The sequence below is a fragment of the Frateuria soli genome, from assembly GCF_021117385.1.
Classification (GTDB): Bacteria; Pseudomonadota; Gammaproteobacteria; order Xanthomonadales; family Rhodanobacteraceae; genus Frateuria_A; species Frateuria_A soli.
Genome location: NZ_CP088252.1, coordinates 1,489,503 through 1,515,273, shown reverse-complemented (window position 1 = coordinate 1,515,273; position 25,771 = coordinate 1,489,503). Strand labels below are relative to the sequence as shown.

General features: G+C 70.8%; 20 protein-coding genes. 11 read left to right on the top strand and 9 right to left on the bottom strand.

Features of this window, described 5'->3' with window-relative positions; translation table 11 throughout:
• The first annotated feature begins 1 nt into the window (after window position 1).
• On the top strand, window positions 2–898 hold the full coding sequence (locus tag LQ771_RS06965) for a UbiA family prenyltransferase (protein WP_231351619.1): 897 nt from the start codon (window positions 2–4) through the stop codon (window positions 896–898).
• Here the strand turns inward: LQ771_RS06965 and LQ771_RS06960 are convergent.
• From LQ771_RS06960 to LQ771_RS06925, 8 genes are all read right to left on the bottom strand, one after another.
• The gene (locus tag LQ771_RS06960) at window positions 873–2,372 is read right to left on the bottom strand and encodes a UbiD family decarboxylase (protein ID WP_231351618.1); all 1,500 of its coding nucleotides are present in this window, start codon (window positions 2,370–2,372) and stop codon (window positions 873–875) included. The genes LQ771_RS06965 and LQ771_RS06960 overlap by 26 nt on opposite strands.
• 66 nt (window positions 2,373–2,438) lie before the next feature.
• Entirely contained in the window at window positions 2,439–3,548 is a 1,110-nt protein-coding gene (locus LQ771_RS06955) for a PLP-dependent cysteine synthase family protein (protein ID WP_231351617.1), read from the bottom strand.
• Window positions 3,549–3,556: 8 nt separating this feature from the next.
• Window positions 3,557–5,500 (bottom strand): pyridoxal phosphate-dependent decarboxylase family protein, encoded by a 1,944-nt coding sequence (locus LQ771_RS06950; protein ID WP_231351616.1) that lies wholly within the window; start codon window positions 5,498–5,500, stop codon window positions 3,557–3,559.
• Entirely contained in the window at window positions 5,497–5,901 is a 405-nt protein-coding gene (locus LQ771_RS06945; RefSeq protein WP_231351869.1) for a SirB2 family protein, read from the bottom strand. The genes LQ771_RS06950 and LQ771_RS06945 overlap by 4 nt, the downstream gene beginning before the upstream one ends.
• 137 nt (window positions 5,902–6,038) lie before the next feature.
• Window positions 6,039–8,321, bottom strand: coding sequence for a nitric-oxide reductase large subunit (locus LQ771_RS06940; protein ID WP_231351615.1), 2,283 nt, complete (start codon window positions 8,319–8,321; stop codon window positions 6,039–6,041).
• A gap of 320 nt (window positions 8,322–8,641) precedes the next feature.
• Window positions 8,642–9,844 (bottom strand): efflux RND transporter periplasmic adaptor subunit, encoded by a 1,203-nt coding sequence (locus LQ771_RS06935; RefSeq protein WP_231351614.1) that lies wholly within the window; start codon window positions 9,842–9,844, stop codon window positions 8,642–8,644.
• Between the two features lie 16 nt (window positions 9,845–9,860).
• Window positions 9,861–12,227, bottom strand: a complete 2,367-nt coding sequence (locus LQ771_RS06930; RefSeq protein ID WP_231351613.1) for an ABC transporter permease — start codon at window positions 12,225–12,227, stop codon at window positions 9,861–9,863.
• The gene (locus tag LQ771_RS06925) at window positions 12,224–12,949 is read right to left on the bottom strand and encodes an ABC transporter ATP-binding protein (RefSeq protein WP_231351612.1); all 726 of its coding nucleotides are present in this window, start codon (window positions 12,947–12,949) and stop codon (window positions 12,224–12,226) included. Before LQ771_RS06925 ends, LQ771_RS06930 begins: the two co-directional genes overlap by 4 nt.
• A 436-nt stretch (window positions 12,950–13,385) precedes the next feature.
• Here LQ771_RS06925 and LQ771_RS06920 point away from each other — a divergent pair, with 436 nt between their 5' ends.
• From LQ771_RS06920 to dsbG, 7 genes are read left to right on the top strand one after another with little or no spacing between them, the layout of a single operon-like run.
• Window positions 13,386–14,270 carry a metalloregulator ArsR/SmtB family transcription factor gene (locus LQ771_RS06920; protein WP_231351611.1) on the top strand — a complete coding sequence of 295 codons (885 nt, stop codon included), beginning with the start codon at window positions 13,386–13,388 and terminating at the stop codon, window positions 14,268–14,270.
• A 32-nt stretch (window positions 14,271–14,302) separates the two neighbouring features.
• Window positions 14,303–15,241: a substrate-binding domain-containing protein gene (locus LQ771_RS06915; protein WP_231351610.1), complete on the top strand. Its 939-nt coding sequence runs from the start codon at window positions 14,303–14,305 to the stop codon at window positions 15,239–15,241.
• Window positions 15,242–15,252: 11 nt separating this feature from the next.
• Window positions 15,253–15,924: a c-type cytochrome gene (locus tag LQ771_RS06910; RefSeq protein ID WP_231351609.1), complete on the top strand. Its 672-nt coding sequence runs from the start codon at window positions 15,253–15,255 to the stop codon at window positions 15,922–15,924.
• On the top strand, window positions 15,921–16,910 hold the full coding sequence (locus LQ771_RS06905) for a c-type cytochrome (RefSeq protein WP_231351608.1): 990 nt from the start codon (window positions 15,921–15,923) through the stop codon (window positions 16,908–16,910). The genes LQ771_RS06910 and LQ771_RS06905 overlap by 4 nt, the downstream gene beginning before the upstream one ends.
• Window positions 16,911–16,917: 7 nt before the next feature.
• The gene (locus LQ771_RS06900; RefSeq protein WP_231351607.1) at window positions 16,918–17,967 is read left to right on the top strand and encodes an OprO/OprP family phosphate-selective porin; all 1,050 of its coding nucleotides are present in this window, start codon (window positions 16,918–16,920) and stop codon (window positions 17,965–17,967) included.
• Window positions 17,968–17,978: 11 nt separating this feature from the next.
• Window positions 17,979–18,836: a TlpA disulfide reductase family protein gene (locus tag LQ771_RS06895; protein ID WP_231351606.1), complete on the top strand. Its 858-nt coding sequence runs from the start codon at window positions 17,979–17,981 to the stop codon at window positions 18,834–18,836.
• Window positions 18,833–19,591, top strand: coding sequence for a thiol:disulfide interchange protein DsbG (dsbG, locus tag LQ771_RS06890; RefSeq protein WP_231351605.1), 759 nt, complete (start codon window positions 18,833–18,835; stop codon window positions 19,589–19,591). Before LQ771_RS06895 ends, dsbG begins: the two co-directional genes overlap by 4 nt.
• A 66-nt stretch (window positions 19,592–19,657) precedes the next feature.
• On the opposite strand, the gene LQ771_RS06885 is transcribed toward dsbG, so the two are convergent.
• Window positions 19,658–20,554 carry a LysR family transcriptional regulator gene (locus LQ771_RS06885; protein WP_231351604.1) on the bottom strand — a complete coding sequence of 299 codons (897 nt, stop codon included), beginning with the start codon at window positions 20,552–20,554 and terminating at the stop codon, window positions 19,658–19,660.
• Window positions 20,555–20,654: 100 nt separating this feature from the next.
• Here LQ771_RS06885 and LQ771_RS06880 point away from each other — a divergent pair, with 100 nt between their 5' ends.
• Genes LQ771_RS06880 through LQ771_RS06870 form a run of 3 tightly spaced genes read left to right on the top strand, consistent with a single transcriptional unit; the run spans window position 20,655 to window position 25,742 of the window.
• Window positions 20,655–22,220: a proton-conducting transporter transmembrane domain-containing protein gene (locus tag LQ771_RS06880; protein ID WP_231351603.1), complete on the top strand. Its 1,566-nt coding sequence runs from the start codon at window positions 20,655–20,657 to the stop codon at window positions 22,218–22,220.
• A 10-nt stretch (window positions 22,221–22,230) separates the two neighbouring features.
• The gene (locus tag LQ771_RS06875) at window positions 22,231–24,732 is read left to right on the top strand and encodes a YbcC family protein (protein ID WP_231351602.1); all 2,502 of its coding nucleotides are present in this window, start codon (window positions 22,231–22,233) and stop codon (window positions 24,730–24,732) included.
• Window positions 24,729–25,742, top strand: coding sequence for an L-threonylcarbamoyladenylate synthase (locus LQ771_RS06870; protein ID WP_231351601.1), 1,014 nt, complete (start codon window positions 24,729–24,731; stop codon window positions 25,740–25,742). Before LQ771_RS06875 ends, LQ771_RS06870 begins: the two co-directional genes overlap by 4 nt.
• Window positions 25,743–25,771 lie beyond the last annotated feature (29 nt).

Below are 25,771 nucleotides of genomic sequence, written 5' to 3'. Positions count from 1 at the left end.
CATGCGCAAGTACCTCGCGCTCTCGCGCTCCACCCACGGCCTGCTCGACATCGCCATGACCGGCTTCGCCGCGCTGCTGTGGCTGGGGCACTTCCCGGCGTGGCCGGTGCTGGCGGTCGCGCTGGTGACCGCGGCGGCCGGCTACACCGCGCTGTATGCGCTCAACGACCTGGTCGGCGTGACGGTCGACCGCGAGAAATTCGCCGGCGCGGACATCAAGGCGGGCTACTCGGTGGAAGCTTCCGACCTGCGCTACCCGATTGCCCAGGGCAAGCTGAGCCTGGCCCGCGGCGTGGCCTGGTTCGCGCTCTGGTATCTGGTCGCGCTGGTGGGCGCGTGGTGGCTCAATCCCTTCCTGGTACTCGTGGTGCTTGCGGCACCGGTGCTGGAGACCGCCTACTGCCTGCTGCTCAAGGTGACCTGGTGGCGCACCGTGGTCAGCGGACTGGTCAAGTCGCTGGGGCCGGTCGCCGCCGTGCTGGTGGTGGTGCCGCAGCCATCACTGGCGTGGCTGGGCCTGATGGTGGCCTGGCTGGTGGCGTGGGAAATGGGCGGGCAGAACATACCGGCCGACTGGAACGACGTGGAGGAAGACCGCCGCGTGGGCGCCAGGACCATCCCGGTGGTGTTCGGCCCGCGCGTGGCCGGCAGTGTCGTGCTGCTCACGCTGGCCGCGGCCGTCGTGCTGGGCCTGTGCCTTCCGGTGGTGTCGCCGCTGGCGCTCGGCCTGCCGTACCAGTTGGCCAGCCTCGTCGCCGGCGTGTGGCTGCTGCTGTGGCCCGGCCTGAAGCTCTTTCTCTCGCGCGACGGGCGGCAGGCGGCGCGGCTGTTCGACCGCGCCAGCCTGTATCCGCTGGCGCAACTGGCGATCGTCACGGCGTTCGTGCTGCAGGGTTGACCTCGGCACGCGTCTGCAGTTCGCGCCACAAGGCGTCCACCCGCTCTTCCACTGCGACGTCGGGCGCGATCGGCATGCCCCAGGTGCGGGCGGTTTCGCCGGGCCATTTGTTGGTCGCGTCGATGCCGAGCTTGGAGCCCAGGCCGGCGACCGGACTGGCGAAGTCGAGGTAGTCGATCGGGGTGTTTTCCACCAGCATCGTGTCGCGCGCGGGATCCACGCGCGTGGCCAGCGCCCACACCACCTGCGACCAGTCGCGAACGTCGATGTCGGCATCCACCACGATCACGAACTTGGTGTAGGTGAACTGGCGCAGGTACGACCACACCGCCATCATCACGCGCCGCGCGTGGCCGGCGTACTGCTTGCGGATGGCGACGACGGCGATGCGGTAGGAGCAGGCTTCCGGCGGCAGATGGAAGTCGACGATCTCCGGGTAGACCTTCTGCAGGATGGGCACGAACACTTCGTTCAACGCCATCGCCAGTACCGATGGCTCGTCCAGCGGCGCACGGCCCATGTAGCTGCCGTGGTAGATCGCATCCTGGCGCAGGCGCATGCGCTCGATGGTGAGCACGGGGAAGCGCTCCTGCGCGTTGTAGTAGCCGGTGTGGTCGCCGAACGGGCCTTCCAGCGCGGTGTCGTCGGGGTGGATGAAGCCCTCGAGCAGGATCTCGGCGCCGGCCGGCGCGTCCAGGCCGGTCAGCGCGCTGCGCCACAGGCGCGTGCGCTCGCCGCGCAGCAGGCCGGCGAACTCGTATTCGGAGAGCGTATCGGGCACCGGCGCCACCGCGGCCAGCAGCGTGGCCGGGTCGGCACCGATCGCGACCAGCACGGGAAACGGGTCGCGTGGCCGCTCGATGCGCCAGTCGGCATAGTCCAGCGCCCCGCCGCGGTGCGGTAGCCAGCGCATGATCAGCCGGTTGCGGCCGATCACCTGCTGGCGGTAGATCGCCACGTTCTGGCGGCGCTTGACGGTGCCGCGGGTAATCACCAGGCCGAGCGTGACCAGGCGACCGGCATCACCGGGCCAACACTGCTGGATCGGCAGCCGGCCCAGGTCGATGTCGTCGCCCTCGACCGTCTCGTGCAGGAACGCCGCCTCGTCCACGTGCCGCGGCGCGACGTGCGCCAGCTGCGCCAGCTCCGGCCAGGTGGCGAGCGCCTGGCGCAGGCTGGACGGCCAGCGCGGCTCCTTGATCGATGCCAGCAACTGGCCCAGCTCGCGCAGGCTCGCGACCGGCCGGCCGGCGAGGGCAAGTTCGATGCGGTGGCGGTGGCCGAACAGGTTGCCGAGGAACGCATGTCGCGAGCCCACCGGATGCTCCATCAGCAACGCCGGGCCGCCTTCGCGCAGCGCACGATGGCACAGGGCGGTGGATTCCAGGTGCGGGTCGACAGGCGCCTGCACGCGGGCGAGCTGGTGTTGGCGTTCGAGCCGGGCGAGGAAGGAACGCAGGTCGTGGTGGCTCATGGGGCGGAGTCGATGGTGTGGTGCTGCGAGGCTCGCCGCCCTCGGTGCGAGGCGCCTTGACGCTGGTCAGGCGGGCAGGGGTGTCCACGTCCCGGCCGCAAGGCAGCGTTCCAGCGCCGCGCGCGCAGGGGCGAGGTCGATCGAACGTGCTGCCAGCCAGGCCGGGTCGAACAGCGTCTCGGCGTAGCGCTCGCCAGGGTCGCAGAGGAGGCTCACGATACTGCCGCGTTCGCCGCGCGCGCGCATGCCGGCGGCCAGCTGCAGGCAGGCGACCAGGTTGGTGCCGGAGGAGCCGCCGTAGCGGCGGCCGAGCAGATCCTCCAGCAGCCAGGCGGCGGCGATGGAGCCGGTGTCGGGCACTTCGACCACGTGATCGACCACCTCGAACAGGAAACCCGGCTCGACCCGCGGGCGGCCGATCCCTTCGATCAGCGTGGAGCGCTTCGCGACGGCGCTGCGGTCGCGCGTGCGCCAGCCGTGCACGAAGCCGCTGCCGGCCGGCTCGGCCACGCACAGGCGGGTGTCCAGGCGGCGATAGCGCAGGTAGCGGCCGATCGTGGCGGAGGTGCCGCCGGTGCCGGCACCGCAGACGATCCAGGCCGGCACCGGCTGCGGCTCGCGCGCCATCTGCTGGATGATCGACTCGGCGATGTTGTTGTTGCCGCGCCAGTCGGTGGCGCGCTCGGCCAGCCCGAACTGGTCCAGGTGGCAAGCGCCGCGCACGGCATGTTCGGCGGCGCGGGCGTGGACCTGCGCGGGATCCTCGACCAGGTCGCAACGTCCGCCCAGCGCCTGCACGTCGCGGATCTTGCGCGGCGCGGTGCAGGCGGGCATCACCGCGGTGAACGACAGGCCCAGCATCCGCGCGAACCACGCCTCGGAGATCGCGGTGCTGCCGGAGGAGGCGTCGACCACGTGCTGGCCCTGGTGGAGCCGCCCGTTGCACAGCGCGTAGAGGTAGAGCGAGCGGGCCAGGCGGTGCTTCAGGCTGCCGCTGGGATGGGCCGCCTCGTCCTTGAAGTAGAAGTCGATGCCGGGGAAGCCGGGCAGGACCAGCTTGAGCAGGTGCGTATCGGCCGAGCGTGCCGCCTCCTGCGCGAGCGCATCGAGGGCGTCGTGCACCCAGGCGCGGTCGTGGCTGGTGTGATGGGGCTGCAAGGCAATGGGATGGTTCATGACGGGTGTCACCGCGATGCGGCCAGCGCCAGCAGGCGCCGGCCCAGGTGGTCGAAGTAGCGGTCGATGTAGCTGATGCCGTTCTCGTGGTCGATCAGGTACGGGTTCATCAGCGTGTGGCGCAGGATCAGCAGGTGGTCCTCGCCGTCCTCGAGCGTGGCCGGGTCCAGCCCCAGCGCGTCGAGGATGCGTCGTGTCTGCGCCTGGCCCAGTACGTCCGGGCGCAGGCTGGTGACCGAGCCGAAGAACTCTTTCACCTGCAGCGGCTGGCGCACGTCGCAGCGCAGCTCGTCGTGCAGCGCGCGCACGAAGGCGTTGGCGCGGGCGACGTCGCGGTTGCCGTGCGGGTTGAGCGCCAGGCAGACCAGGTTGCTGTCCGGCGCGAAAGGCACCAGCACCTGCACGCGCCCGGCCATCTCGTCGGCGAAGCGCCGCGCCCGCGCGTGGAACGCCTCGGCCGCCTGCAGGGTGGCGCGCGGCAGGCGGCCGAAGTGGGCGTGGTCCAGCGGCAGCACCTTGTGCGTGACGTAGACCGCCGCCGCGGTCGCGCCCGGCTTGGAGCCCTCGGGAATGTACTGGCCCAGGTTGCGGTAGCGCGCGAGATAGTCGTCCGGCGTGGCGCCGTGGAACACGTAGTCGGCGCGCTCGGCGAGCAGCGCCATGGCGCGGTGGTCGCGGCAGACGAAGGCACCGGCGCCGTACGGGAGGTAGCCGAGCTTGTGCGGATCGACGGTGACCGAATCGGTGTCGCCCAGCGCGGCGAACGCGGCGTGCACCTCGGGCGCCGGGAAATGCGCGTAGTCGGCGGCGACCTCCTCGCGTGGACGCAGGCCACCATCCTCGCGGCGGAACACGGTGGCGAGATAGCCGCCCCAGGCAGCGTCGACATGCACCGCGAAATCCAGCCCCTCGGCACGGCTCGTCTCGCGTGCCCGCAGTACCTCGTGCACCGGATCGATGGTGCCGTACTCGGTTCCGCCCAGCACCGCCACGCACAGCAGCACCGGCTCGCGTGCGCGGGCGAGCTGCCGCAGCCGCCCGCCCAATGCATCGGCGTCCAGGCGCATGTCGCGGGTGGGCAGCAGTTCGAGGCTGTCGCGGCCCAGGCCCAGCAGCTTGGCGCCCTTGCTCCAGGAGTAATGCGCGGTGATCGGCGCCAGTACGCGCGGTACGCGCAGTTGCGGGTGCGCGGCGAAGAAGCCGGCCAGGCCGCGCTGCTCGATGCGCTCGGCCTCCACCCATGCCCGCCATTGCGCGCGCACCGGCGGGGCCAGCGCGGCCAGCCAGCGCTGCCATTGTTCCAGCAGCGCGATCGACGCGGCCGGGGACAGATTGAAGGCGCTCCAGTCATCCTCCGGAAGGACGAGGTCCGGCACCTGCGCCGCGCGCAGCGCGACCGGGAAGGCCTTCAGCGCCAGCGCCAGGCGCAGCGCCTGGTAGTTGGCGACCGTGCCGCCGGAGGTCAGGTGGCCGAAGGCGCAGTCCGGTCGGGCCGGATCGTGCGGATAGCCGAGCATGCGCGCCAGTTGCAGGCCGGCCTGCACTTCCAGGTCGACGGTGACCGGCGCGGCATCCTCGCTGACGTTGTTGGGGTTGTAGGGCAGGGTGAGCATCTGCGCCGCCAGGCCGGGCAGCAGCAGGTCCGAGGCCATGTGGCCGATGTAGCGCGGGCTGTGGAACGGCACCGACTTCTTCAGCGCGGCGGAGAGCTGGTGCAGCTCGCGGCGCATGCGCGATTCGAAGGCGAGGTAGTCCGGGTGGCTCGCGGCCGAGGTGGCGATCGCCGGCGGGTCTTCCGGGTGGAAGTTGCGCCGCCAGTAGACGTGGTCGCGCAGGAACTCGACCAGCAGCTTTTCCAGCAGCGTGTCGTTCTCGCCGTAGGGGCCAAGGAAGCAGGCGTCGAGCGTGTGGTCGCGCGGCGTCGCCGGCGGCAGGTCGAAGGCGGCGTTCATGCCAGCCACCCGTGCAGCCAGCCCAGCGGATGATGCATTCGCGCGATCCCCAGGATGAATACGTAGGCCGCTACCGCGGCGAGCAGGAACATGCGCCGTGCCTGCGGCGTGCGCGCGCGCTTGAGCGCGAGGCTGCCGAGCACGACATAAGCCACCACCAGCACCAGCTTCACCGTCAGCCAGCCGTTGGCGAAGTACGCCGCCGGAAGGATGGTCAGCAGCATCAGCGCGGCGGTGAGCAGCGTGGTGTCGACCGTGTAGCTGAGATAGCGCAGCGGCGCCCAGTGCGCCGCACCGGCTCGGCCGGTCTGCACCAGCAACCCGCGCGTCGCGAACAGCACGCCGCTGAGCAGGACGCAGGCGATGTGCACGGCCTTGATCTGGGAATAGAACTCGAACATGGTCTTGGGCGTCGGCATGGGACCGTCGAGCCCTCCGCAAACTCGGCGCGTTCGGCAGGAAACGCCATCGCGGGGCTTCGTGGTTTCCCCTTGGTGAAAATGATCAGGGCGCGCCTTGCGGCGCGCCCTGATGTGGGTCAGGCGTTTTCGCGCGCCGCCTGCGGCAGCGGCACGGGCCTGGGCTGGCGTTGCCGCGACAGCCACAGCGAGGCGACGAACACCCCCATCAGCAGCGCGCCCACCGCGAACAGCGTGTCGCCCGGTACGCGCATCCACACCAGCAGGTGGATCAGCGGACGGTCCATGAAGTGCTCGGAGCGGGCGAACCAGTAGCCGTTGTCGAGCACCGCCGAGAGCTGCAGGATGCCCAGCGGCAGCAGGGTCAGCGCGGCCATCAGGGTCAGGCCGAGGTTGAGCGACCAGAACGCGCCCTTCAGCCAGCCCTCGCGCCACTGTGCCTGCGGCTTGATGCCGCGCAGGCAGAACAGCATCAGGCCCAGGCCGAGCATGCCGTAGACGCCCATCAGCGCGGTGTGGCCGTGGGTGGCGGTCAGGTTGAGGCCCTGCATGTAGTACAGCGCGATCGGGGTGTTGACCAGGAAGCCGAACAGGCCCGCACCGACCAGGTTCCAGAAGCTCACCGCCACGAAGAAGATGATCGGCCAGCGGTAGCGGGGCATCCAGTCGGCCGCGTGCTGCTTCTTCCAGTTGTCGTAGGCCTCCAGGCCGATCAGCGCCAGCGGCACCACTTCAAGTGCCGAGAAGCTGGCGCCCAGGGCGATGACCGCGGTGGTCGTGCCGGTGAAGTACAGGTGGTGCAGGGTGCCGAGCACGCCGCCGGCCATGAACACGATGGTGGCGAAGAGCACGTTCACCGAGGCGCTGTGCGCGCGCAGCAGCCCCAGGCGCACGAACAGGTAGCTGATCACCGCGGTGGCGAACACCTCGAAGAAGCCTTCCACCCACAGGTGCACCACCCACCAGCGCCAGTACTCCACCATCGCGATGTGGGTGTGCTCGCCCCACATCAGGCCGGCGCCGTAGAGCAGGCCGATCGCGATGGTGGACAGGAACAACAGGCCCACGATGTTGGAGGTCTCGTCGCGGCGCCTGATCGCCGGCCACAGCGCGCGGCCGACCAGGAACAGCCAGAGCATCAGCCCGACGAACAGGAAGATCTGCCAGAAGCGGCCGATGTCGGTGTATTCCCAGCCCTGGTGGCCGAACCAGAAGTTGTACTTCAGGCCCATCTTGTCCATCACCGCGAACCACTGGCCGGCGAAGGAGCCGACCACGATCAGGATCAGGCACACCCACAGGAAGTTGACGCCCAGGCGCTGGAACTTCGGCTCGTGCCCGCCGATCACCGGCGCGATGTACAGGCCCGTGGCCAGCCACGCGGTGGCGATCCACAGCACGGCCAGCTCCGTGTGCCAGGTGCGCGTGAGCGCATAGGGCAGGATGTTGGCCAGCGCGAAGCCGTAGGCCTGCTGGCCTTCGACCTGGTAGTGCGCGGTGGTCGCGCCGAGCAGGATCTGCACGAGGAACAGGCCCATCACCGTCCAGAAATACTTGGCGGTGGCCTTCATCGAGGGCGTGGGCTTGAAGTCGGCCAGCGGATCGCGCGCCGGCGGCACGGCCGGCTGTTCCTTGTGGCTCTGCACCGCGTGGTACCAGCCGAGCAGGCCGATGCCCAGGATCAGGAACAGCACGCTGAAGATCGACCACATGAAGTTGGTGCCGCTGGGCCGGTTGCCGACCAGCGGATCGAACGGCCAGTTCTGCGTGTAGCTCACGCTGTGCCCGGGGCGCTCGGCCGCGGCGGCCCAGCTGGTCCACCAGAAGAAGGCGGTGACGACGCGGCGATGCTCCATCCCGGCGATGGTGTTCTCGCGCATCGCATAACCCTCGCGCAGCTTGTGCGTGGCCGGGTCGTTGCTGAACAGGCTGTCGTAGTGCGCACCCACTACCGCCATCGCCTGCGCACGCAGCGGGGACACGGTGATCGTGCCGGTGGCCGTGTCGTAGGTATTGGTGCGCGCCTCGGACTGCACGCGCGCCTTAAGCGCGGCCTGGCGGCCGGCATCGAGCGAGGCGAACGAGGCGGCGCCTTCGTCGCGGGCCAGCAGCTCGAGCATCGTGGTGGCTTCACGGTGCAGCCAGTCGGCGCTCCAGTCCGGCGCCACCAGCGCGCCATGGCCCCAGATCGAACCCAACTGCTGGCCGCCGATGCTCTGCCAGACCTGCCGGCCCTGTTCGATGTCGGAACGCGTATAGAGCGTGTGGCCGTCCGTGGTGACCACGGCGGAGGGTAGCGGCGGCGCCTGCTGGTGGACTTCCTTGCCGACCCAGAGCAGGACGGCGAACGAGGCCAGCAGCAATGCCGCCAGCCCCAGCCAGAGTTTTCGGGTGGTGCTCATTGCGCGTCTCCTTGAGGACGCGCGCATGGTCAGCGTCGAAGCGGGTGCCACCCTTGATTCATGTCAGGCGACAAACCACCGGGTGCATGGCGATTTGTCGCAGGCGGCATGCAGCCGGGGCATCCCGCCCGGCTGGCGAGCCGCTGGAAATGGCGAGCTCGGTTGGGCAGCAAGGGCACCCTGCTGGCTGCGACAGGCCGGGCCCGGTCCACGCCGGCTGGCGCCGGGGGCCTTGAACAGTGCGACCGGGCCGATCGCGGGGGCGGCATGGCGTTCGCCACGCAGGCATCCTCCAGGCTCGCGCAGGGCCCGCTCGCAGGCTATCGGGTAGCCGCGGCAGCCTGCTCCAGGGCCTGCACGCGCATGCCCTCGCCCATCCGGTCGTCGGGGAAGGCGACGACCCGGTCGCCCTCGCGCAGGCCCTCCCTGATCTCCGCTTCGGTGCCACCCTGCATCCCCGGCTCGACGTATGCCAGGCGCAGGCGGTTGCCGTCGACCCGGTAGACCGCCCAACGGGCGCCCTGGCGGAAGAGGGCGCTGGCCTCGACCTTCAGCACGTCTTCCCGGCGTGCCACGTCGAACGCGACTTCCACCCGATAACCGTCGCCGAGCCGCTCCCACTGCGCGCGTGGCGCCACGATGTCCAGCCACACCTGGGTGCGCTGCTCCTCGACGCCGAGCGCCGACACCTTGGTGTAGCCGCCCGGTTCGATCCGGGCGACCCGGGCGGCGAGCGTGCCTTCGCCGCCCCAGCGCAGGATCCGGGCGGGCGTGCCCGGCCGCAGCAGGGTGGCCTGCTGCGAGAGCACCTGGGCCATCACCTGCAGCTTGCGCAGGTCGCCGAGCTCCAGCAGGGGCTGCCCGGCCTGAACCGGGGTGGCGCTCTGCTGGTAGCGATGGAGCACCACGCCGTCGATCGGCGCGATCACCGGCACCGTCCGGCCGCCGGCCATTCCCTGGCCGGAGAGCAGCGCTGCCAGGGCGGCGCGCTGCTGGGCGAACGCGCGGTAGTCGGCCGCGGCGGCGGCGACCGCGGCCTGCGCGTGCAGCACCCGCGCCTCTACCTCGTCCAGCGCCGCGGCACTGACCACGCCGCCGGCACCGAGCCGCCGCATGCGCGCCACGTCGCGCGAGGCCAGGTCGGCATCGGCCTGCGCGGCCGCCTGGCGTTGCCGCGCGGCCTGCATGGAAGCCTGCGCTGCCCGCTCCTCGGCCAGCAGGCGTTCGCGGTTGGCCGGATCGAGCAGTTGCGCCTGCATCGGCTCGATCCGTGCCAGCAGTTGGCCTTGCTTCACGCGATCACCCTGCAACAGGCCGATGCGGCGCAGCGTGCCGGCGATGGGAGCGGCGACGATCCAGCGGTGCGCCAGCTCGGTGCGGGCCTCCTCCTCGAAACGCTGGGTCAGCGCCCCGCGCTGGACGCGGACCACATCCACCGGACGCGGCGCCGGCTGCAGCGCCCACCAGAGCACGGCGGCGGACAGTACGGCGACTCCCAGCCCGATCCGTCGACGAAGGCTCATGGCGCGCTCCGGTGGTTCATTCCCGGGTCTTCAGCACGGCCACCAGGTCGAGCCTGGCGATGCGGCGGTATACCAGCAGCGCGGACAACGCGCTGGCAACGATAACGGTCAATGCGGCGAAGGCGTAGGTAGCGGTGGTCAGTTGCACCGGGATGCGGAACAGCTCCGACTGGAAACCCAGCGCCATCACCCAGCACAGCAGCCAGCCGGCGGCCAGGCCGAACGGCAACGCGACCGCCACCAGCAGGCCGAGCTGCCCAAGCAGCAACGCGCCCACCTCGCCGCGCGTCATCCCCAGCACCCGCAGGCTGGCCAGCTCGCGGCCGCGTTCGGACAGGCTGATGCGCGCGGCGTTGTACACCACGCCGAAGTTGATCACCGCGCCCAGGATCGCCGCCACCATGGTGAACACCAGCAGGCTCTCGCCCATGGTGGCGTAGAAGCTGCGCACCGAGGCGAGCCGCGAGGCGACGCCGGCCACCCAGGGCCGCCGGTCCAGGCGCCGGTAGACGTCCGGCCCTGCGCCCGGGATCACGCCCAGCACCGCACCGGAGACCACGTCGCCATCGCCGAGCAGGCGGTTCAGCGCCTCCAGATCCATGTAGCCGCGGGCACCGATGGTCTCGTACACGAAACCCGTCACCGGCACCGCGCGCCGTCGGCGGTGGCCCTCCAGTGCCTGCACGACCACGCGGTCACCGGCCTTCAGGTCGAGCATCTGTTGCAGGTAGCCGGTCAGCAGCACGCCGTCGCCTGCCGGGCGGACCGGGCGAAGCCGCGCATCGATGGGCCGGCGCAGGCGTGCGCCGGAGGGCACCCCCTCGATGGTCGTGCGGTACGAGTGCAGGCCGTTGATCAGGCGCACCGGCGCGGAGCGCAGCGGTTCGGCCTCGCGCACGCCCGGCAGCGCGGCCAGTTCGAAGACGGTCCGCCGGGGCAGGGGCTCGACGAAGCTCACCTCGATGTCGTGCGTCTGCGCGATGCCGAGCTGCACGTTCATCATGTTCTCGACCGCGTCGCCCTGGAAGCGGCCCACCATCATCACGGCGCAGGCCATGGCCAGTCCGGCCAGGGTGAACAGCGCGCGGGCCGGCTGCCGCTCCAGGTCGCGCAATGCCAGGCGTGCGGCCGGCGACAGATAGCGCTGGAAGCCCAGCCGCTCGAGCAGCGTCGGCCCGTAGTGGCCCGGCGCGGGGGCGCGCATGGCCTCGGCCGGCGGCAGCGCAGCGGCGGCACGCAGCGCCATCAGCGCGCCACCGGCGGCGGCCGCGAGGCTCACCCCCACGCCCAGGCCGATCGCGCGCATGCTCAGGCGATAGGCGAGGAAGGGAAAGCGGTAGATCTCCTGGTAGACGTGGGCCAGCCAGCGGCCCAGCGCCGCCCCGACGAGCAGGCCCAGCAGGGCGCCGCCCAGGGCGATCCATGCGGCCATGCCCAGGTAGTGTCCGGCCAGGACGCGGTTGCCGTAGCCGAAGGCCTTGAGCACGCCGATCTGTTCGCGCTGGGTGCCCAGCAGGCGCATCAGCACGACGTGGACAAGGAAGGCGGCGACGCCGAGGAAAATGGCCGGGAACATCGTGGCCATGGTCCGCAGCTGGCGCATCTCTTCCTCGAGGAAGCGCGCGGAGGTCTGCTCGTGCCGGTCGTAGGCGCCGACGCCGCCGTAGCGCGCAAGCAGTGCGTCGACCTGCATCGCCACCGCGGCCGGGCGGGCACCGGGCTGCAGGCGGAAGGCCAGGTTGTCGAACGCGCCGTCCATGTTCAGCGCCTTCTCCATCGCGTGCCGGTTCATCCAGAGCACGGCGTATCGCCGGAAGTCCGGGAAGATCGCCCCCGGCGGACTCTGGTAGACGTATTCGGGCGAGGTGCCGATGCCGACCACGCGCACGCGGCTGGCATGGCCGCGCAGGATCATCTGCAGGCTGGCGCCGACGCGCAGGCCGTGGGCCTGGGCAAAGGCCTCGCCGAGCACGACCTCGTCTTCGGCATCCGGGCCGGGCAGGCGTCCGCTGGTGAGGTGCACGCGGTTGAGCAACGGCTGGCCGCCCTCGCTCGGCAGCGACACGACTTCCCCGCGCGCCGGCTCGTCGAAGCCCGCCACCCCCAGCGTGGCGGCCGCCAGCAGGCGCGGCTGCACCGCCTGTACGCCGGGTATGGCCTTCAGCTGTGCCAGCAAGGTGTCGGGGGCGCGCTTGAGCGGGGCCCAGAGATCGGCCAACGCGCCTTCCTGGTAGAACAGCGCGCGGGTGGTGGTGAGCGATTCGAGCGTCGATTGCGACATCACCAGCGTGGCCACGCCGCCGGCGATGACCAACGCGATCGCCAGCGCCTGTGCACGCATGTGCCACAGGTCGCGCAGACCCTTGCGGGTGAGCGCGTTCACCAGCTCAGCTCCTTCGCCGGCGTGCGGCGGGCCGGACGCTCCTCGCGCACGATGCGGCCGTCGCCGAGGTAGAGCACGCGATCGGCCATGGCGGCGATGCCGGCGTTGTGGGTGATCACGACGGTGGTCGTGCCCAACTGCGTATTGACCTGCTCGAGCGCCTCCAGTACGCGCACGCCGGTGGTCGAGTCCAGCGCGCCGGTGGGTTCGTCGCACAGCAGCACGGCCGGGCGCTTGGCGATGGCGCGGGCGATCGCCACGCGCTGCTGCTCGCCGCCGGACATCTGCGCCGGGAAGTGGTCGAGGCGATCGCCCAGCCCGACCCGTTCCAGCGCCTGCTCCGGCGGCATGGGGTTTTCCGCCAGGTCGGTGACGATGGCCACGTTCTCGCGCGCCGTCAGGCTGGGGATCAGGTTGTAGAACTGGAACACGAAGCCCACGTGCTCGCGGCGGAAGCGGGTGAGCGCGCGGTCGTCCGCTCCGGTGAGGCGGTGGTCGACGTACCAGACATCGCCGTCGGTAGGCGCATCGAGCCCGCCCAGGATGTTCAGGAGCGTGGACTTGCCGCTGCCCGACGGCCCCAGCAGCACCACAAACTCGCCGGGGAAGAGGTCCAGGTCGACCCCGCGCAGGGCCTGCACTTCCACCTCGCCCATGCGATAGACCTTGCTCAGGCCGCGTGCGCGGAAGACCGGGGCCGGCGAAGGCGGGGGCGATGGCATGCCGGGGGCCGGTTCATCCCGTGGCCGGTCTGGCGATTCCGGAAGCATGGCCGCCTGCGGCTTGGCGCAAGCGGAGCGCAATGCCGGCTTCGAGCCCGCCCCCTTGCCGCCGGCGTGGACCGGCGCGGACGGCCATGGCCACGCGCGGGCGAGTGCTTTGCATACGGCATCCCTCCGATTACCAGGACTCGACGACCGCCCCCATTGAAGGGCAGCCCGTCCGCTGACGCTTGACCAGGATCAACCCAGGCTCTTCGCCAGCCCCGCCGCTTCGCTAACGCAGTGCGCATCGAAGCTTCTCTCGAGGACGGGGACGTCGACACCGCCGCTGCCGCCGCGCCGGTGGCCGCTGCCTCGCAGCGCGAAGTTCCCGCATGGACAAGCCAGCCGTGATGGCCTCTAATGGCAGAATCACATTTCACTTAACTGTGAATACATGAAGCGTACAACCGATCCCCAGCACCAACGGGCGGCCGATACGGCCAGGCTGCTTCGCGCCCTGGGCAACACCTCCCGGCTGCTGATCCTCTGCCGCCTGTTCAAGGGCGGCGAGATGTCGGCCGGAGCGCTCGCGCAGGAACTGGGACTGGGCTTGTCCGCACTGTCCCAGCACCTGGCGCGCATGCGCGAGGAGGGACTGGTCAGCCAGCGCAGGCAGGCACGCCAGCTGTTCTACCGCATCGACGGGCGTGCCTCGGCGCAACTTCCGGCCGTCCTGTCGGGCATCTGCGTGGATCAGGCGGACACGACAGCGGAAGGAGACGATGCAATGAACAAGCCGGCATCCACCCTGGGCCTGGTCCTCGGCCTCGCCCTGGGCAGCACGGGGGCCATGGCAGACGAGGGCTTCTGGCAGACCCCGGTGATCCATTCGGCCGGCCGCATGCATGCGCTGCCCCAGGCCGCCTACCGCCCGGACGCGAAGGCCAGCTACAAGGTGGTGTTCGGCCTGACCGCCGCGGCCGCCAGGCCGGACAAGGTCAATCCCGGGCTGGAGCGCGTGGCCCGAACCGTCAACCTGTACGCGTCCGCGGGTGTGCCGACCGACCACCTGCACTTCGTGGCGATCGCCTCCGGCGGCGCCACCGCCATCGCGCTCGACGACGTGCACTACCGCAAGCAGTTCGGCGTGGCCAATCCGAACCTGCCGGTGATCGGGGAACTGCGCAAGGCAGGCGTGGACGTCGCGGTCTGCGGGCAGGCCGTGGCCGAGCACGGCTACCCCTACGAGGCGATCGACCCGCACGTCACTCTCGCGCTGTCGGCGCTCACCACCATCACCGAGCTGCAGCAGAAGGGCTATGCCCTGGTGCCGCTGTGATGCCGATGCATCGATCCTATGGGAGTCCCGCCATGCAGCCCTTTCGTCGCCGGGCCTTCGCGCATGCGGCCTTGCTTCTGCTGTGCATGAGCGCCAGCGCCACTGACAAGCCTGACTTCCTGCCACCCTGGAATCCCCCGCCGACCGGTGGCGTGCACTTCAGCGCCCCGCCGGTGGATGCGATCGCCGACCTGCACGGCGACGTGGTCGACCCGCAGCTGACGGTGTTCTTTGCCGGCAACCAGTTCATGGTGGTGCACGACCTGCTGGAGGCCTTTCGCGCGGCACACCCGGAGTACCGGCGCATTTTCGTCGAGACACTGCCGCCGGGCATCCTGGCCAGGCAGATCGAGACCGGTTCGCTGGTGATGGGCAACCTGCGCATCGCGCTGCAACCGGACGTCTATACCGCCGGCAAGGGCGCGATCGCCGAGCGACAGCGACAGCACGGGTGGTTCGCCGAGACCTTCGACTACGCCCGCAATCCGCTGGCGATCCTGGTCGCCAGGGGCAACCCGAAGCACATCCGCGGGCTGGCCGATCTCGCGCGGCCCGATGTGCGCGTGAGCATGCCCAATCCGGCCTGGGAGGGCATCGCGCGGCAGATCCAGGCGAGTTATCGCAAGGCCGGCGGCGAGGCGCTGGACAAGGCCGTCATGCAGACGAAGGTCGCCGACGGCAGCACCTTCCTGACCCACATCCATCACCGGCAGTCGCCGCTGCGCGTGCTTCAGGGCGAATCGGACGCGGCGCCGGTGTGGTCGACCGAGGCGTACTTCCAGCAGCAGATCCTGCGACATCCGGTCGAGACCGTGGCGATACCGGCGCAGCAGAACTCGGTCGCCACCTATACCGCCGCGCGCATGAAGGAAGCCCCGCATCCCGAAGCGGCCCGCGACTTCCTCGCCTTCATGCGCGGACCCCAGGCGCAGGCGATCTACCGCAAGTACGGTTTCCAGCCGGTGCATTGAAAGGAGCACACATGCCAGCACACCGATATCGGGTCCTGCTTTCCTGGAGCGTGGTCCTGCTTCTGGCAACGATCGCGACCGGGGCGCGGGCCACGGATCCGGCGACCATCGCCAGCCAGGGCAACGGTCGCGGTGCGGCGCCGTGCCAGTCCTGCCATGGCGCCGACGGCGCCGGCCAGGCGGCGGGCGGGTTCCCGCGACTGGCCGGCCTGAATGCCGCCTACCTGCGCCGGCAACTGGATGCCTTTGCCACGGGCACCCGCGCGAATCCGGTGATGAAGCCGATCGCCACTGCGCTATCGGTCGATGAGCGCCAGGCGATGGCCGATTACTACAGCAAGCTGCCGGTTCCGCCGCAGACCGCTGCCACTGCGCCCGCGCAGGACGGGGTGGGTGCCATGCTCGCCCTGCGTGGCCGCTGGTCCGACCAGGTGCCCGCCTGCGTGCAGTGCCATGGGCCGGGCGGGGCAGGGGTGGGCGAACACTTCCCGCCGCTGGTCGGGCAGCCAGCCAGCTACCTGGCTGCGCAGTTGAAGGCCTTCAGGCAGGGCACGCGCCACAACGACCCGCTGGAGCTGATGCGCCATCTCGGCAAGGCGCTGGACGAGAACGACATGCAGGCCGTGGCGGAGTGGTTCGCGGCCCAGCCCTTCCCGGCAACCCCGAAGGAGTCGACGCGATGAAGCACTGGCAACCGATGCTGGCCATCGCCTGCCTGGTCCTGGCGGCCTGCGCCGACAAGGCACCAGACGCGCCAGACAAGGCACCGGGCGCGCAGCAAGCCCCGCCGCGCCCGGCTGGCACCACCGCCCTGGCACCCGGCACGTCGGCGCCGCCTGCGACGGCGGCCCGCTCCGACAAGGCGTTCTCGCCACCGCCGGAATCGGCCATTCCGGAGGGGCCTTTCGGCGACATGGTGCGCCTGGGGCGCGAGATCTTCGTACACACCGGCAAAAACGCGCCGGCTTATGTGGGCAACGGCCTCAACTGCGTCAACTGCCACCTGGACGCCGGCCGCCTGCCCGATTCGGCGCCGCTGTGGGGCGCTTACGGGATGTATCCGCAGTACCGCAGCAAGAACAAGCACGTCAACAGCTACGGCGAACGGCTGCAGGGTTGCTTCCGCTTCAGCATGAACGGCAAGGCGCCGCCGCTGGACAGCAAGGAGATGCTCGCGCTGGAGACCTACTCCTACTGGATGGCCAGCGGCGCGCCGGTCGGCGTGAAGCTCGAGGGTGCCGGCTATCCGAAGGAGGGCTTCAAGCCCCCGCAGCCGCCCGACTACGCGCGTGGCGAGAAGGTGTTTGGCGCCAACTGCGCGCTCTGCCACGGCGCGGACGGGCAGGGCCAGCGGGTGGCGGGCGAGTACGTGTTCCCGCCGCTGTGGGGGCCTGACTCGTTCAACTGGGGCGCGGGCATGCACCAGCTGGACAACGCCGCCGCCTTCATCAAGGCGAACATGCCACTGAGTCGCGGCGGCAGCCTTAGCGACCAGGATGCGTGGGACGTGGCGATGTTCATGAACGCCCACGAGCGTCCGCAGGACCCGCGCTACACGGGCGACCTGGCGGCCACGCGCAAGCAGTACCACGACACCCCGATGTCGCTCTACGGCACCGAGGTCAACGGGCACTTGCTGGGCTCGGCGCCCGCCACGAAGAAGAGGTAACGCCACCATGCAGGCCCCCCAAACCTTCCGCCATGCCGTGGCGGGACTCGCCGGGCTCGCCCTCGCGCTGGCCGGCGCAGCCGCGCGCGCCGCCGATACGCCGGTCGGCGACACCACGCTGGGCGGCAAGATCTTCATCGACGCCACCCACCTCGATCAGTACAAGAACGGGCGCCGCACCGGGCTCGACCGGAACGGCGTGGATCTCAAGCGCTTCTACATCGACATCGACCACCGCTTCAGTCCGGTGTGGTCGGCGCACGTGACCACCGACATCAACTGGACGCGCAACCAGTCGCCGACCGACCTGTGGTTCAAGCACGTCTATCTGGAGGGCGCCTTCAGCAAGGCGCTGGTGCTGCGGCTGGGATCGGCGCCCATGCCCTGGGCCGGCTTCGTCAACCACTGGTCCGGTTACCGCTACATCGACAAGGAACTGGTCACCCGGCTGGGTTTCGGCGCCTCGGCCGACTGGGGCGTGCACCTGCTCGGCAGCACTGGCGAGCGCGGCCAGTGGCAGTACGCGACTTCGATGGTCAGCGGCTCCAGCTTCAAGCGGCCGCGCACCGGCGACCGTCCGGACTTCGAGGCGCGCGTGGCCTGGCAGCCGACCGCGCACACGGTGGTCGCGATAGGCGGCTACGACGGCACGCGTGCGCTCGATGGCGGCGACCACACGGCGCTGCACACCGCGCGCCGCCAGGATGCGATGGTCGCCTACGCGGACACACGGTTCCGCTTCGGCGGGCAGTACTTCCGCTCCACCGACTGGGACCAGGTGCGCTCGCCGCAGGGCGACCGCGCCAGCGGCTGGTCGGTATGGGCAAGCGTGCAGGTGGCGCCGCGCTGGGCACTGTTCGCCCGCCATGACCGGGCCGACACCAGCGAGCGGCTGGACCCGGCCCGTCGCGAGCGTTACACCGATGCGGGCGTCGAGTGGCAGGTCAGCCGCTCGGTGCAGGTCGCCGCCGCGTACAAGCATGAGCGCCTGGCCAACCCCTCCCGCGAGCTGACCTCGTCCAACGAGGTCGGCCTGTGGGCCCAGATTGCCTACTGAGCGCGGTCTCCATGCAATCGATTCCTCTGGGGCCGCTGGCATTGCCCCTGGCAGGGCTGCTGGTACTGGCCGGCGTGGTGACGGCACTGCTCGTCGACAGCCGGCTCCAGCGGCGCGGCCGGCCGTCGGTCGAGCCGGTGGTGTGGCGGCTGCTGCTCGCGGGCGTGCTCGCCGCGCGCATCGCCTTCGTGCTGCGCTGGTGGTCCGAGTACCGGGAGCATCCATTGGGTGTGCTCGACCTGCGTGATGGCGGGCTGTCGCCCTGGGCGGGCGCACTGGCGGTACTCGTCGGCGCAGCAGTGGTCGGCTGGCGCCGGCGCGCGCTGCGCACGCCGCTCGCCTGGGCCGTACTGGGCGGCCTGCTGGTGTGGGGCTTCGGCAGCCTGGTCGCCTGGCGCCTTTCGGTGGCGACGCATGCGCCGTTGCCGGCGCTGGTCCTGCACGATCTGGAGGATCGTCCCCGCCCACTGCAGGCGCTGGCCGATCGCCCGCTGGTGATCAACCTGTGGGCCAGCTGGTGTGGCCCGTGCCGGCGCGAGATGCCGATGCTGGCGCAGGCGCAGGCGCAGAAGCAGTACGCCTCCTTCCGCTTCGTGTTCGCCAACCAGGGCGAGTCGCCGGCCGAGATCCGCGCGTTCCTGGCGCAGAGCGGGCTGGCCCTGGATGGCGTGCTGGCCGATCCATCGTCGCAACTGTCGCAGCACTTCGGTGTGCGCGGCTATCCGACCACGCTGTTCTTCGACGCGCAGGGCACCCTGCGCAGCACACGCACCGGCGAACTGTCGTCCGCCACCCTCGCCGCCGAGCTGCGGCATATCGCTGATGGGCGCGCACCCGCGACGCCTGGATCTCCCGGAGTCCTCCGATGAAGTACTGGCTTTCGTTCCTCGTCGCGTTCGGCCTGGGCGCCCACGTCCAGGCGCAGGACGCACCGCGTTATCCGGCGCCGGTCCAGGCGCTGGTCAAACAGGGCCTGGTCATCAAGGCGCCGCTGCAGGCACCGGCCGGGTACACCGGTTACCTGGGCGACTATGGCGGCCGCCCGGTACCGGTCTACCTGCTGCCTGACGGGCAGCACGCCGTGGTCGGCACCCTGTTCGACGCCACCGGCAAGGACCTCACCAGCGGGCCGCTGGAGGCGGCGACCCAGCCGGCGCTGGACGAGGCGACCTGGACCCGGCTGGACAAGGCCGCGTGGATCGCCGAGGGCGCGGCCCGGCCCCGGCGCATCGTCTATGTCTTCACCGACACCGAATGCCCCTACTGCCACAAGCTGTGGGAGGCAAGCCAGCCTTACCTCGCCTCCGGCGACGTGCAGGTACGCCACGTCATGGTCGCCGTGATCGCGCCGCAGAGCGCGGGCCGGGCCGCCGCGCTGCTGGATGCCGCCGATCCGCGCGCCGCCCTGGCGAAGCACGAGCGTGCCTTCGGCCACAGCCCGGTGCAGCCGCTGAAGGACGTGCCCGCGGCGACCGCCCGGCGCATCGAGTCCAACAACGCGCTGATGGACAGCCTGGGCATCAGCGGCACGCCGGCCACCGTCTACAAGGACGACAAGGGAAAGATCCGGATGGCCGTGGGCATGCTGCCGCCCGACAGGATCGAAGCCATCTTCGGCTCATGAAGGGCAGGGTGGGGGAGCTGGTGGCGCATCGGCCCGGCCGGGGCAGCAGGGCCTCACGGGCCTTGCCTACTCGGCCAGGTCCAGCGCGGCACGCGGCTGGAGCAGGTCGTGCAGCAGCGGGTTGGGGAAGCGTCGCTTCATGGTCACGGCGAAGAACGTTTCGCTCAGCTGCGGCAGCTGGTGGGCCTCGACCAGCCGGCCGCTGGCCAGCTCGTCCTTGACCACGATCGGCGGTACCACGGCCAGGCCGATGTCCTCGCGCGCAAGCAGTCGCATCATCGCCATGTCGTCGACTTCCGCCGCGACACGGACATGCACGCCCAGGCGATCGACCAGCGCCTCGAAGCCGATCCGCACGCTGCTCTCCATGGTCGGCAGCACCAGCGGATGGCTCGCAAGCAGGCGATCGAGCGTGTCGCCTTTGCCGATGCGCTCCGGGGTGCCGATCAGGCTGACCGGCTGCCCGGCGATCTCGTGCGCCACCCACGAGGTGGCGGCGTCGCGCGGAGGCGGGACGTTGACCAGCACCACGTCCAGCCGGTGCGCCTCCAGTCCCTGGAGCAGGAACGCGGTGGTCCCGGAGCGCACGACGACCTCGACATCCGGGCGGCCCAGCAACGGGCGCAGGAAGCCGATCTGGAAGTTGCGCGAGAGCGTCGCCAGCGCGCCCACGCGCAGGATCGATCGATGCCCGTCCGACCGGTGCCTCAGCGTGGCCAGCAGTTCCTCGCCCCCGGAAAAAATGGCCTCTGCGTGATCGAACGCGATGCGCCCGGCCTCGGTCAGCAACAGTTGCCGACCGCTGCGCTCGAACAGGTCGTGCCCCAGCTGGTTCTCCAGCTTGCGGATCTGGATCGACAGCGCGGACTGCGAGATCAGCAGCTTCCCGGCGGTGCGGGTGAGGTTGCCTTCGCGGGCGACCTCCCAGAAGTAGCGCAGATGGTTATAGTTCAATGCAGCCATGAACGTTCCATTCTGTAGATGATTAAATTTCTTTAATTGTATTTTATAGAATGATCGGTGTGGCGTAGCCTCCCCGCGGTTTTCAGCCGTGGAGAATTCGATGCCCCCCGTCCTCGCGACCCTGGCACTGCTCGCCCCTGCCAGCCTTCTGGTTGCCTCCCTTCGATCCGGCCGCCTGGCCGCCCCGGCGCTGGGCCCCAGCCGCCGGGCGACCGTGCTGGCGCTGGTGCTGGCCCTGGCCGCGGCCGTGCTGACGGCGGGCCTCGGCCCGGTCACCAGTCCGCTGCTGGGGGCCGCCGGTGTCGGCCTGTCGGTGCGCCTGGATGCGATCAGCTGCAGCATGTTCCTGCTGGTCGCCTTCGTCGGCGTCATCGTCGTGCAGTACAGCCGCAACTACATGGACGGCGATACGCGCCAGGGCGAGTTCCTGGGCGGCCTGTGCCGGACCCTGGCGGCGGTGATGTTGCTGGTGCTGGCGGGCAACCTGGCCCAGCTCGTCGCGGCGTGGGCGGCCACCAGCCTCTCCCTGCACGGCATGCTGGTGTTCTACCGCGAGCGGCGCGCGGCGCGCATAGCGGCGCGCAAGAAGTTCATCGCCGCGCGCCTGGGCGACCTGTGCCTGGTCGGCGCCGCGGTGGCGATGGTGCATGCGTTCGGAAGCACCGACATCGCGACCATCCTGGCCCGCGCGCACGACCTGCCCGCGCACGCCGCGACCGCGACCTGGGCCGCGGCGCTGCTCGGCATCGCGGCACTGATGAAGTCGGCCCAGTTTCCCGCCCACGGCTGGCTGCCCGAGGTGATGGACACGCCCACCCCGGTGTCGGCGCTGTTGCACGCCGGCATCATCAACGCGGGCGGCTTCCTGCTGATCCGCTTCGCCGACGTGATGCTGCTTTCGATGACCTCGCTGCATCTCATCGCGCTGGTGGGCGGCTTTACCGCGCTGTTGGGCGGCGTGGTGATGCTGACCCAGACCACCGTGAAAGGGGCGCTGGCGTGGTCGACCGTGGCGCAGATGGGTTTCATGACGCTGCAGTGCGGGCTGGGTGCCTTCGCCATCGCGCTGCTGCACCTGCTGGCGCACTCGCTGTACAAGGCGCACGCGTTCCTTTCCTCCGGCAGCGTGATCGAGACCAGCACCCTGCCGGTGCGGAACCGGCCGCGCCTGCGCTCGGCGGCCATCAGCCTCGTGCTGGCCCTCGCGATCTACGTCGCGGCCGGCTGGCTGTCCGGGGCGTTCGCACGTCCCCAGGCGGCCGTGCTGACGCTGGGTGCGATCCTGGTGATGGGGACGAGCCTGCTGCTGGCGCCGTCATGGCAGGGCGCGCCGGATGCCCGGCTGGTGATCCGCACGCTGCTGCTGGCGACCGTCATCACGGTCGCCTATTTCGCGCTGGAAACCGCCGCGATCCGCCTGACGGCGGCAACCCTGCCGCCGATCCCGGTGCCGGACACGGCCGGCCGGTGGGTCATGGGGCTGGCGATCGCCTCGTTCGCGGCGGTGAGCCTGCTGCAGTCCCTGGCGCCCCGCTGGATGCACCGGCCGACGTGGCGCATCGCGCGCGTGCATCTGGCCAACGGCCTGTACGTCAACGCCTGGGCCAACCGGCTGGTCGGCGCGCTGCGCCGGAGCGAGCCGGCCCACCCCACATCTGTCGCCTGAGGACCGTCCGATGAATGCCATTGCATTGGAACTGCACGACACGGACGCGCCCGCGCCCGAGAGCGAACCCTGTGCCGTGCTGGATGCCGCCGCGCAGGCCTGCCAGCGCATCGCGCCGCTGTGGCCTTTGACGCAGTTCGTGGCCGTGAACCCCTTCCTGGGACTGACCGACCGCACCTTCACCGATGCGGCCGGGCTGATGGCCAGGGTGGCCGGCGCGCGCATGACCATGCCGCGTGCGTTCTACCGCGAGGCGATCGCCGCGGGCCGGATCAGCGAGCAGGACCTGGCGCTTGCGCTGCGTCGCATGCCCCGCGGCAGCGACGCGCCGCGCGACCTCGAAGCGCTCGATCGCGCATTGCGCGACGCGCCTTCGCCTGCGCCCGTGGCGTGGGCGAGCGCGGTCGACGCGGTCAGCGAGGCCACGGGACGTGACTGGGCGGGCTTCGCCTGCGAGCGCGTGTCGTCGTGGGCCGCCGGCTACTTCGACGAAGGGCAGGCGCTGTGGCCGTCGCCGTCGCGTCACCTGGGCCCGTACGCGTCGTGGTTGCAGGAAGCCGGGGTCGATCGCACCCCGCAGATCATGGGGCTGGCCCGCTTCCACCGGATCGTCCGCGCCCTGCCGGCGACCGCCGAGGCGATGATCCGTTCCGGCATCGCCCGCCTGGGGATCGGCAAGCCGGGTCTTGCCACTTACTTCCACCGCCTCCTGATGAGCGTGGGCGGGTGGGCCGGCTATGCACGCTACCTGGGTTGGCAAAGCGCCCTGCGCGATCGCGGCGACAACACGTTGCTCGAACTGCTGGCCGTGCGGCTGGCCTGGGAGGTGGCCATCCTGGAGGTTTTCGCCGGGGACAGGGCGGTGGCCGCCGCCTGGACCCGGGCACGCGAGCGGTTCCACCTCGCGCCGGCCGACGAGGCCGGCATGGCGCTCGACGCGCTGCTCCAGGAAGCCTACGAGATCGGCTGGCAGCGACCTTTCATCGCCCGCCTCGCCCAGCCGGGGTCGCCGCGCCCGGCAGGGCGCAGCGTGGTGCAGGCCGCCTTCTGCATCGACGTGCGCTCGGAGGTGTTCCGGCGTGCGCTGGAGAGCGTCGCGGACGAGGTGGAGACGCTCGGCTTCGCCGGTTTCTTCGGCATGCCGATCGAGTACGTGCCGCTGGGTCGTACACGCGGTGGTGCCCGCTGCCCCGTGCTGATGGCGCCCGCGCTCACGGTGCACCAGGGCGTGAAGCAGGCGCCACCCGAGGAGCGCCTGGCGATCGCGTCACTGCGCCGCCTGCGGCTGCGGGTCGGCGCCGCCTGGCGCTGGTTCAAGCTCGCCGCCGTGTCGTCCTTCAGCTTCGTCGAATCGATGGGGTGGCTGTACGCGGCCAAGCTGGCCGCCCATGCGCTCGGCCTCGGCCGGCCGGAAACGCATCCGGCCATCCGTGGCCTGGACGCCGGCGTGGTTCCCCGGCTGGCGCCGGACATCGCGCCGCAGTCGATCGACGGCCAGGCCAGCGGCCTGGATCTCGCTGCCCGGGTCCGGCTGGCCGAAGGCGCGTTGCGCGCGATGTCGCTGCGCGGGGGCTTCGCCCGGCTGGTCATGTTCGTCGGCCACGGCGCCAGTTCGGTCAACAACCCGCACGCCAGCGGCCTCGATTGCGGCGCCTGCGGCGGACACCCGGGCGAGGCCAACGCGCGGGTCGCCGCCGCGGTGCTCAACGATCCGCGGGTGCGGCGGGAACTGATCCACCGGGGTATCGCCATCCCGCCGGACACCTGGTTCGTCGGTGCGTTGCACGACACCACTACCGACCAGGTGACCGTGTTCGACCAGGACGAGATGCCCGCCAGCCACGCCGGCGAGCTGGCGCGCCTGCAGGGCTGGCTGGCCGCGGCGGGCGAGCGGACCCGGCTGGAGCGCGCCGCGGCGCTGGGCCTGCCGCAGACCCGCGACGTCGCGGCCCGGCTGGCGGCACGTGGCGCGGACTGGAGCCAGGTGCGCCCCGAACTGGGCCTGGCCGGTTGCGCTGCCTACGTGATCGCCCCGCGCAGCCGCACGCGCTCGCTGGACCTGGGCGGACGCGCCTTCCTCAACTCCTACGACTGGCGCCAGGACGAGGGCTTCGCGGTACTGGAGTCGATCATGACCGCACCGATGGTGGTCGGCGCCTGGATCAACCTGCAGTACTACGGTTCGGTGGTCGACAACCGCATGTTCGGCTGCGGCAACAAGGTGCTGCACAACGTGGTCGGCCGGCTCGGCGTGCTCGAAGGCAACGGTGGCGACCTGCGCAGCGGCCTGCCGTGGCAGTCGCTGCATGACGGCGAGCGGCTGCTGCACGAGCCGCTGCGCATGTCGATCGTGATCGCCGCCCCGCTGGAGGCGATCAACGCCATCATCGCCAGGCATGAGCCGGTGCGCCAACTGGTCGACCACGGCTGGGTCCACCTGTTCGCCATGGGTGACGGGCCCGGGCCGCTGCAGCGCTACTGCGGTCGGCTGCAATGGGAGACGGGCACGTGAGTGCCGCTTCGTTCCCTGCCGTCGAAGGCGCGGCGGGCGCGCCCTCCACCGACGTGGACGCCGCGGTGGAGGCGTTGCGCAGGGGGCTGCTGGTCGGCCTGCCCACCGAGACCGTATACGGACTGGGCGCCGACGCCAGCAACCCCACGGCCGTCGCGCGGGTCTTCGCCGCCAAGGGGCGTCCTGCCGACCATCCCTTGATCGTGCACCTGCACCGTGCGGCCCAGCTGCCGCAGTGGGCCTCGCACATTCCCACGGCTGCGTGGAAGCTGGCCGAAGCGTTCTGGCCCGGTCCGCTCACGCTGGTCCTGCCGCGCGCGCCCGGCGTGCTGGCTGCGGTCACCGGCGGCCTGGACACGGTCGCGCTGAGGATCCCCGCCCATCCGCTGGCGCAGGACGTGCTCGAGGCCTTCGGCGGCGGCATTGCCGCACCCTCGGCCAACCGGCACAAGAAGATCAGCCCGACCACCGCAGGCGATGTGCGGGAAGAGCTGGGCGACGCGGTCGCGCTGGTGCTCGATGGCGGGGCGTGCCGCGTCGGCATCGAATCGACCATCGTCGACGTGACCACCGACGAGGTGCGCATCCTCCGGCCGGGCGCGATCGGCGCGGAAGACCTGCAGCGGGTAACCGGGCAGGCGGCCGTCCTCGCACCCGGCCCTTCGGTGCGTGCTCCGGGCCGGATGAATCTGCATTACGCCCCGCAGGCGCGGGTGGTACTCGTCCCGGCTGGACAGGTTGCGGAGGAAATCGGGCACTGCCTGGCGCGACGCGAGCGGGTCGGCGTGCTGTCCAGGCAACGCGCGCCGGCATGGCCGGTGGAGGTGCCCTGGCTACCGCTGGGCACGTCACCCGAAGAGCAGGCGCGACAGCTGTACCGGCGCCTGCGCGAGGCCGATCGCCTTCGCCTGGACGTGCTCATCGCCGTGCCTCCGCCCGACCGCGGGCTCGGCCACGCCCTGCGCGATCGCCTGTGGCGGGCCGCTGGCCTGGGCGACCGGCTGGCATGAACGTAACGCTCGCACGGCATCCCGCGCCC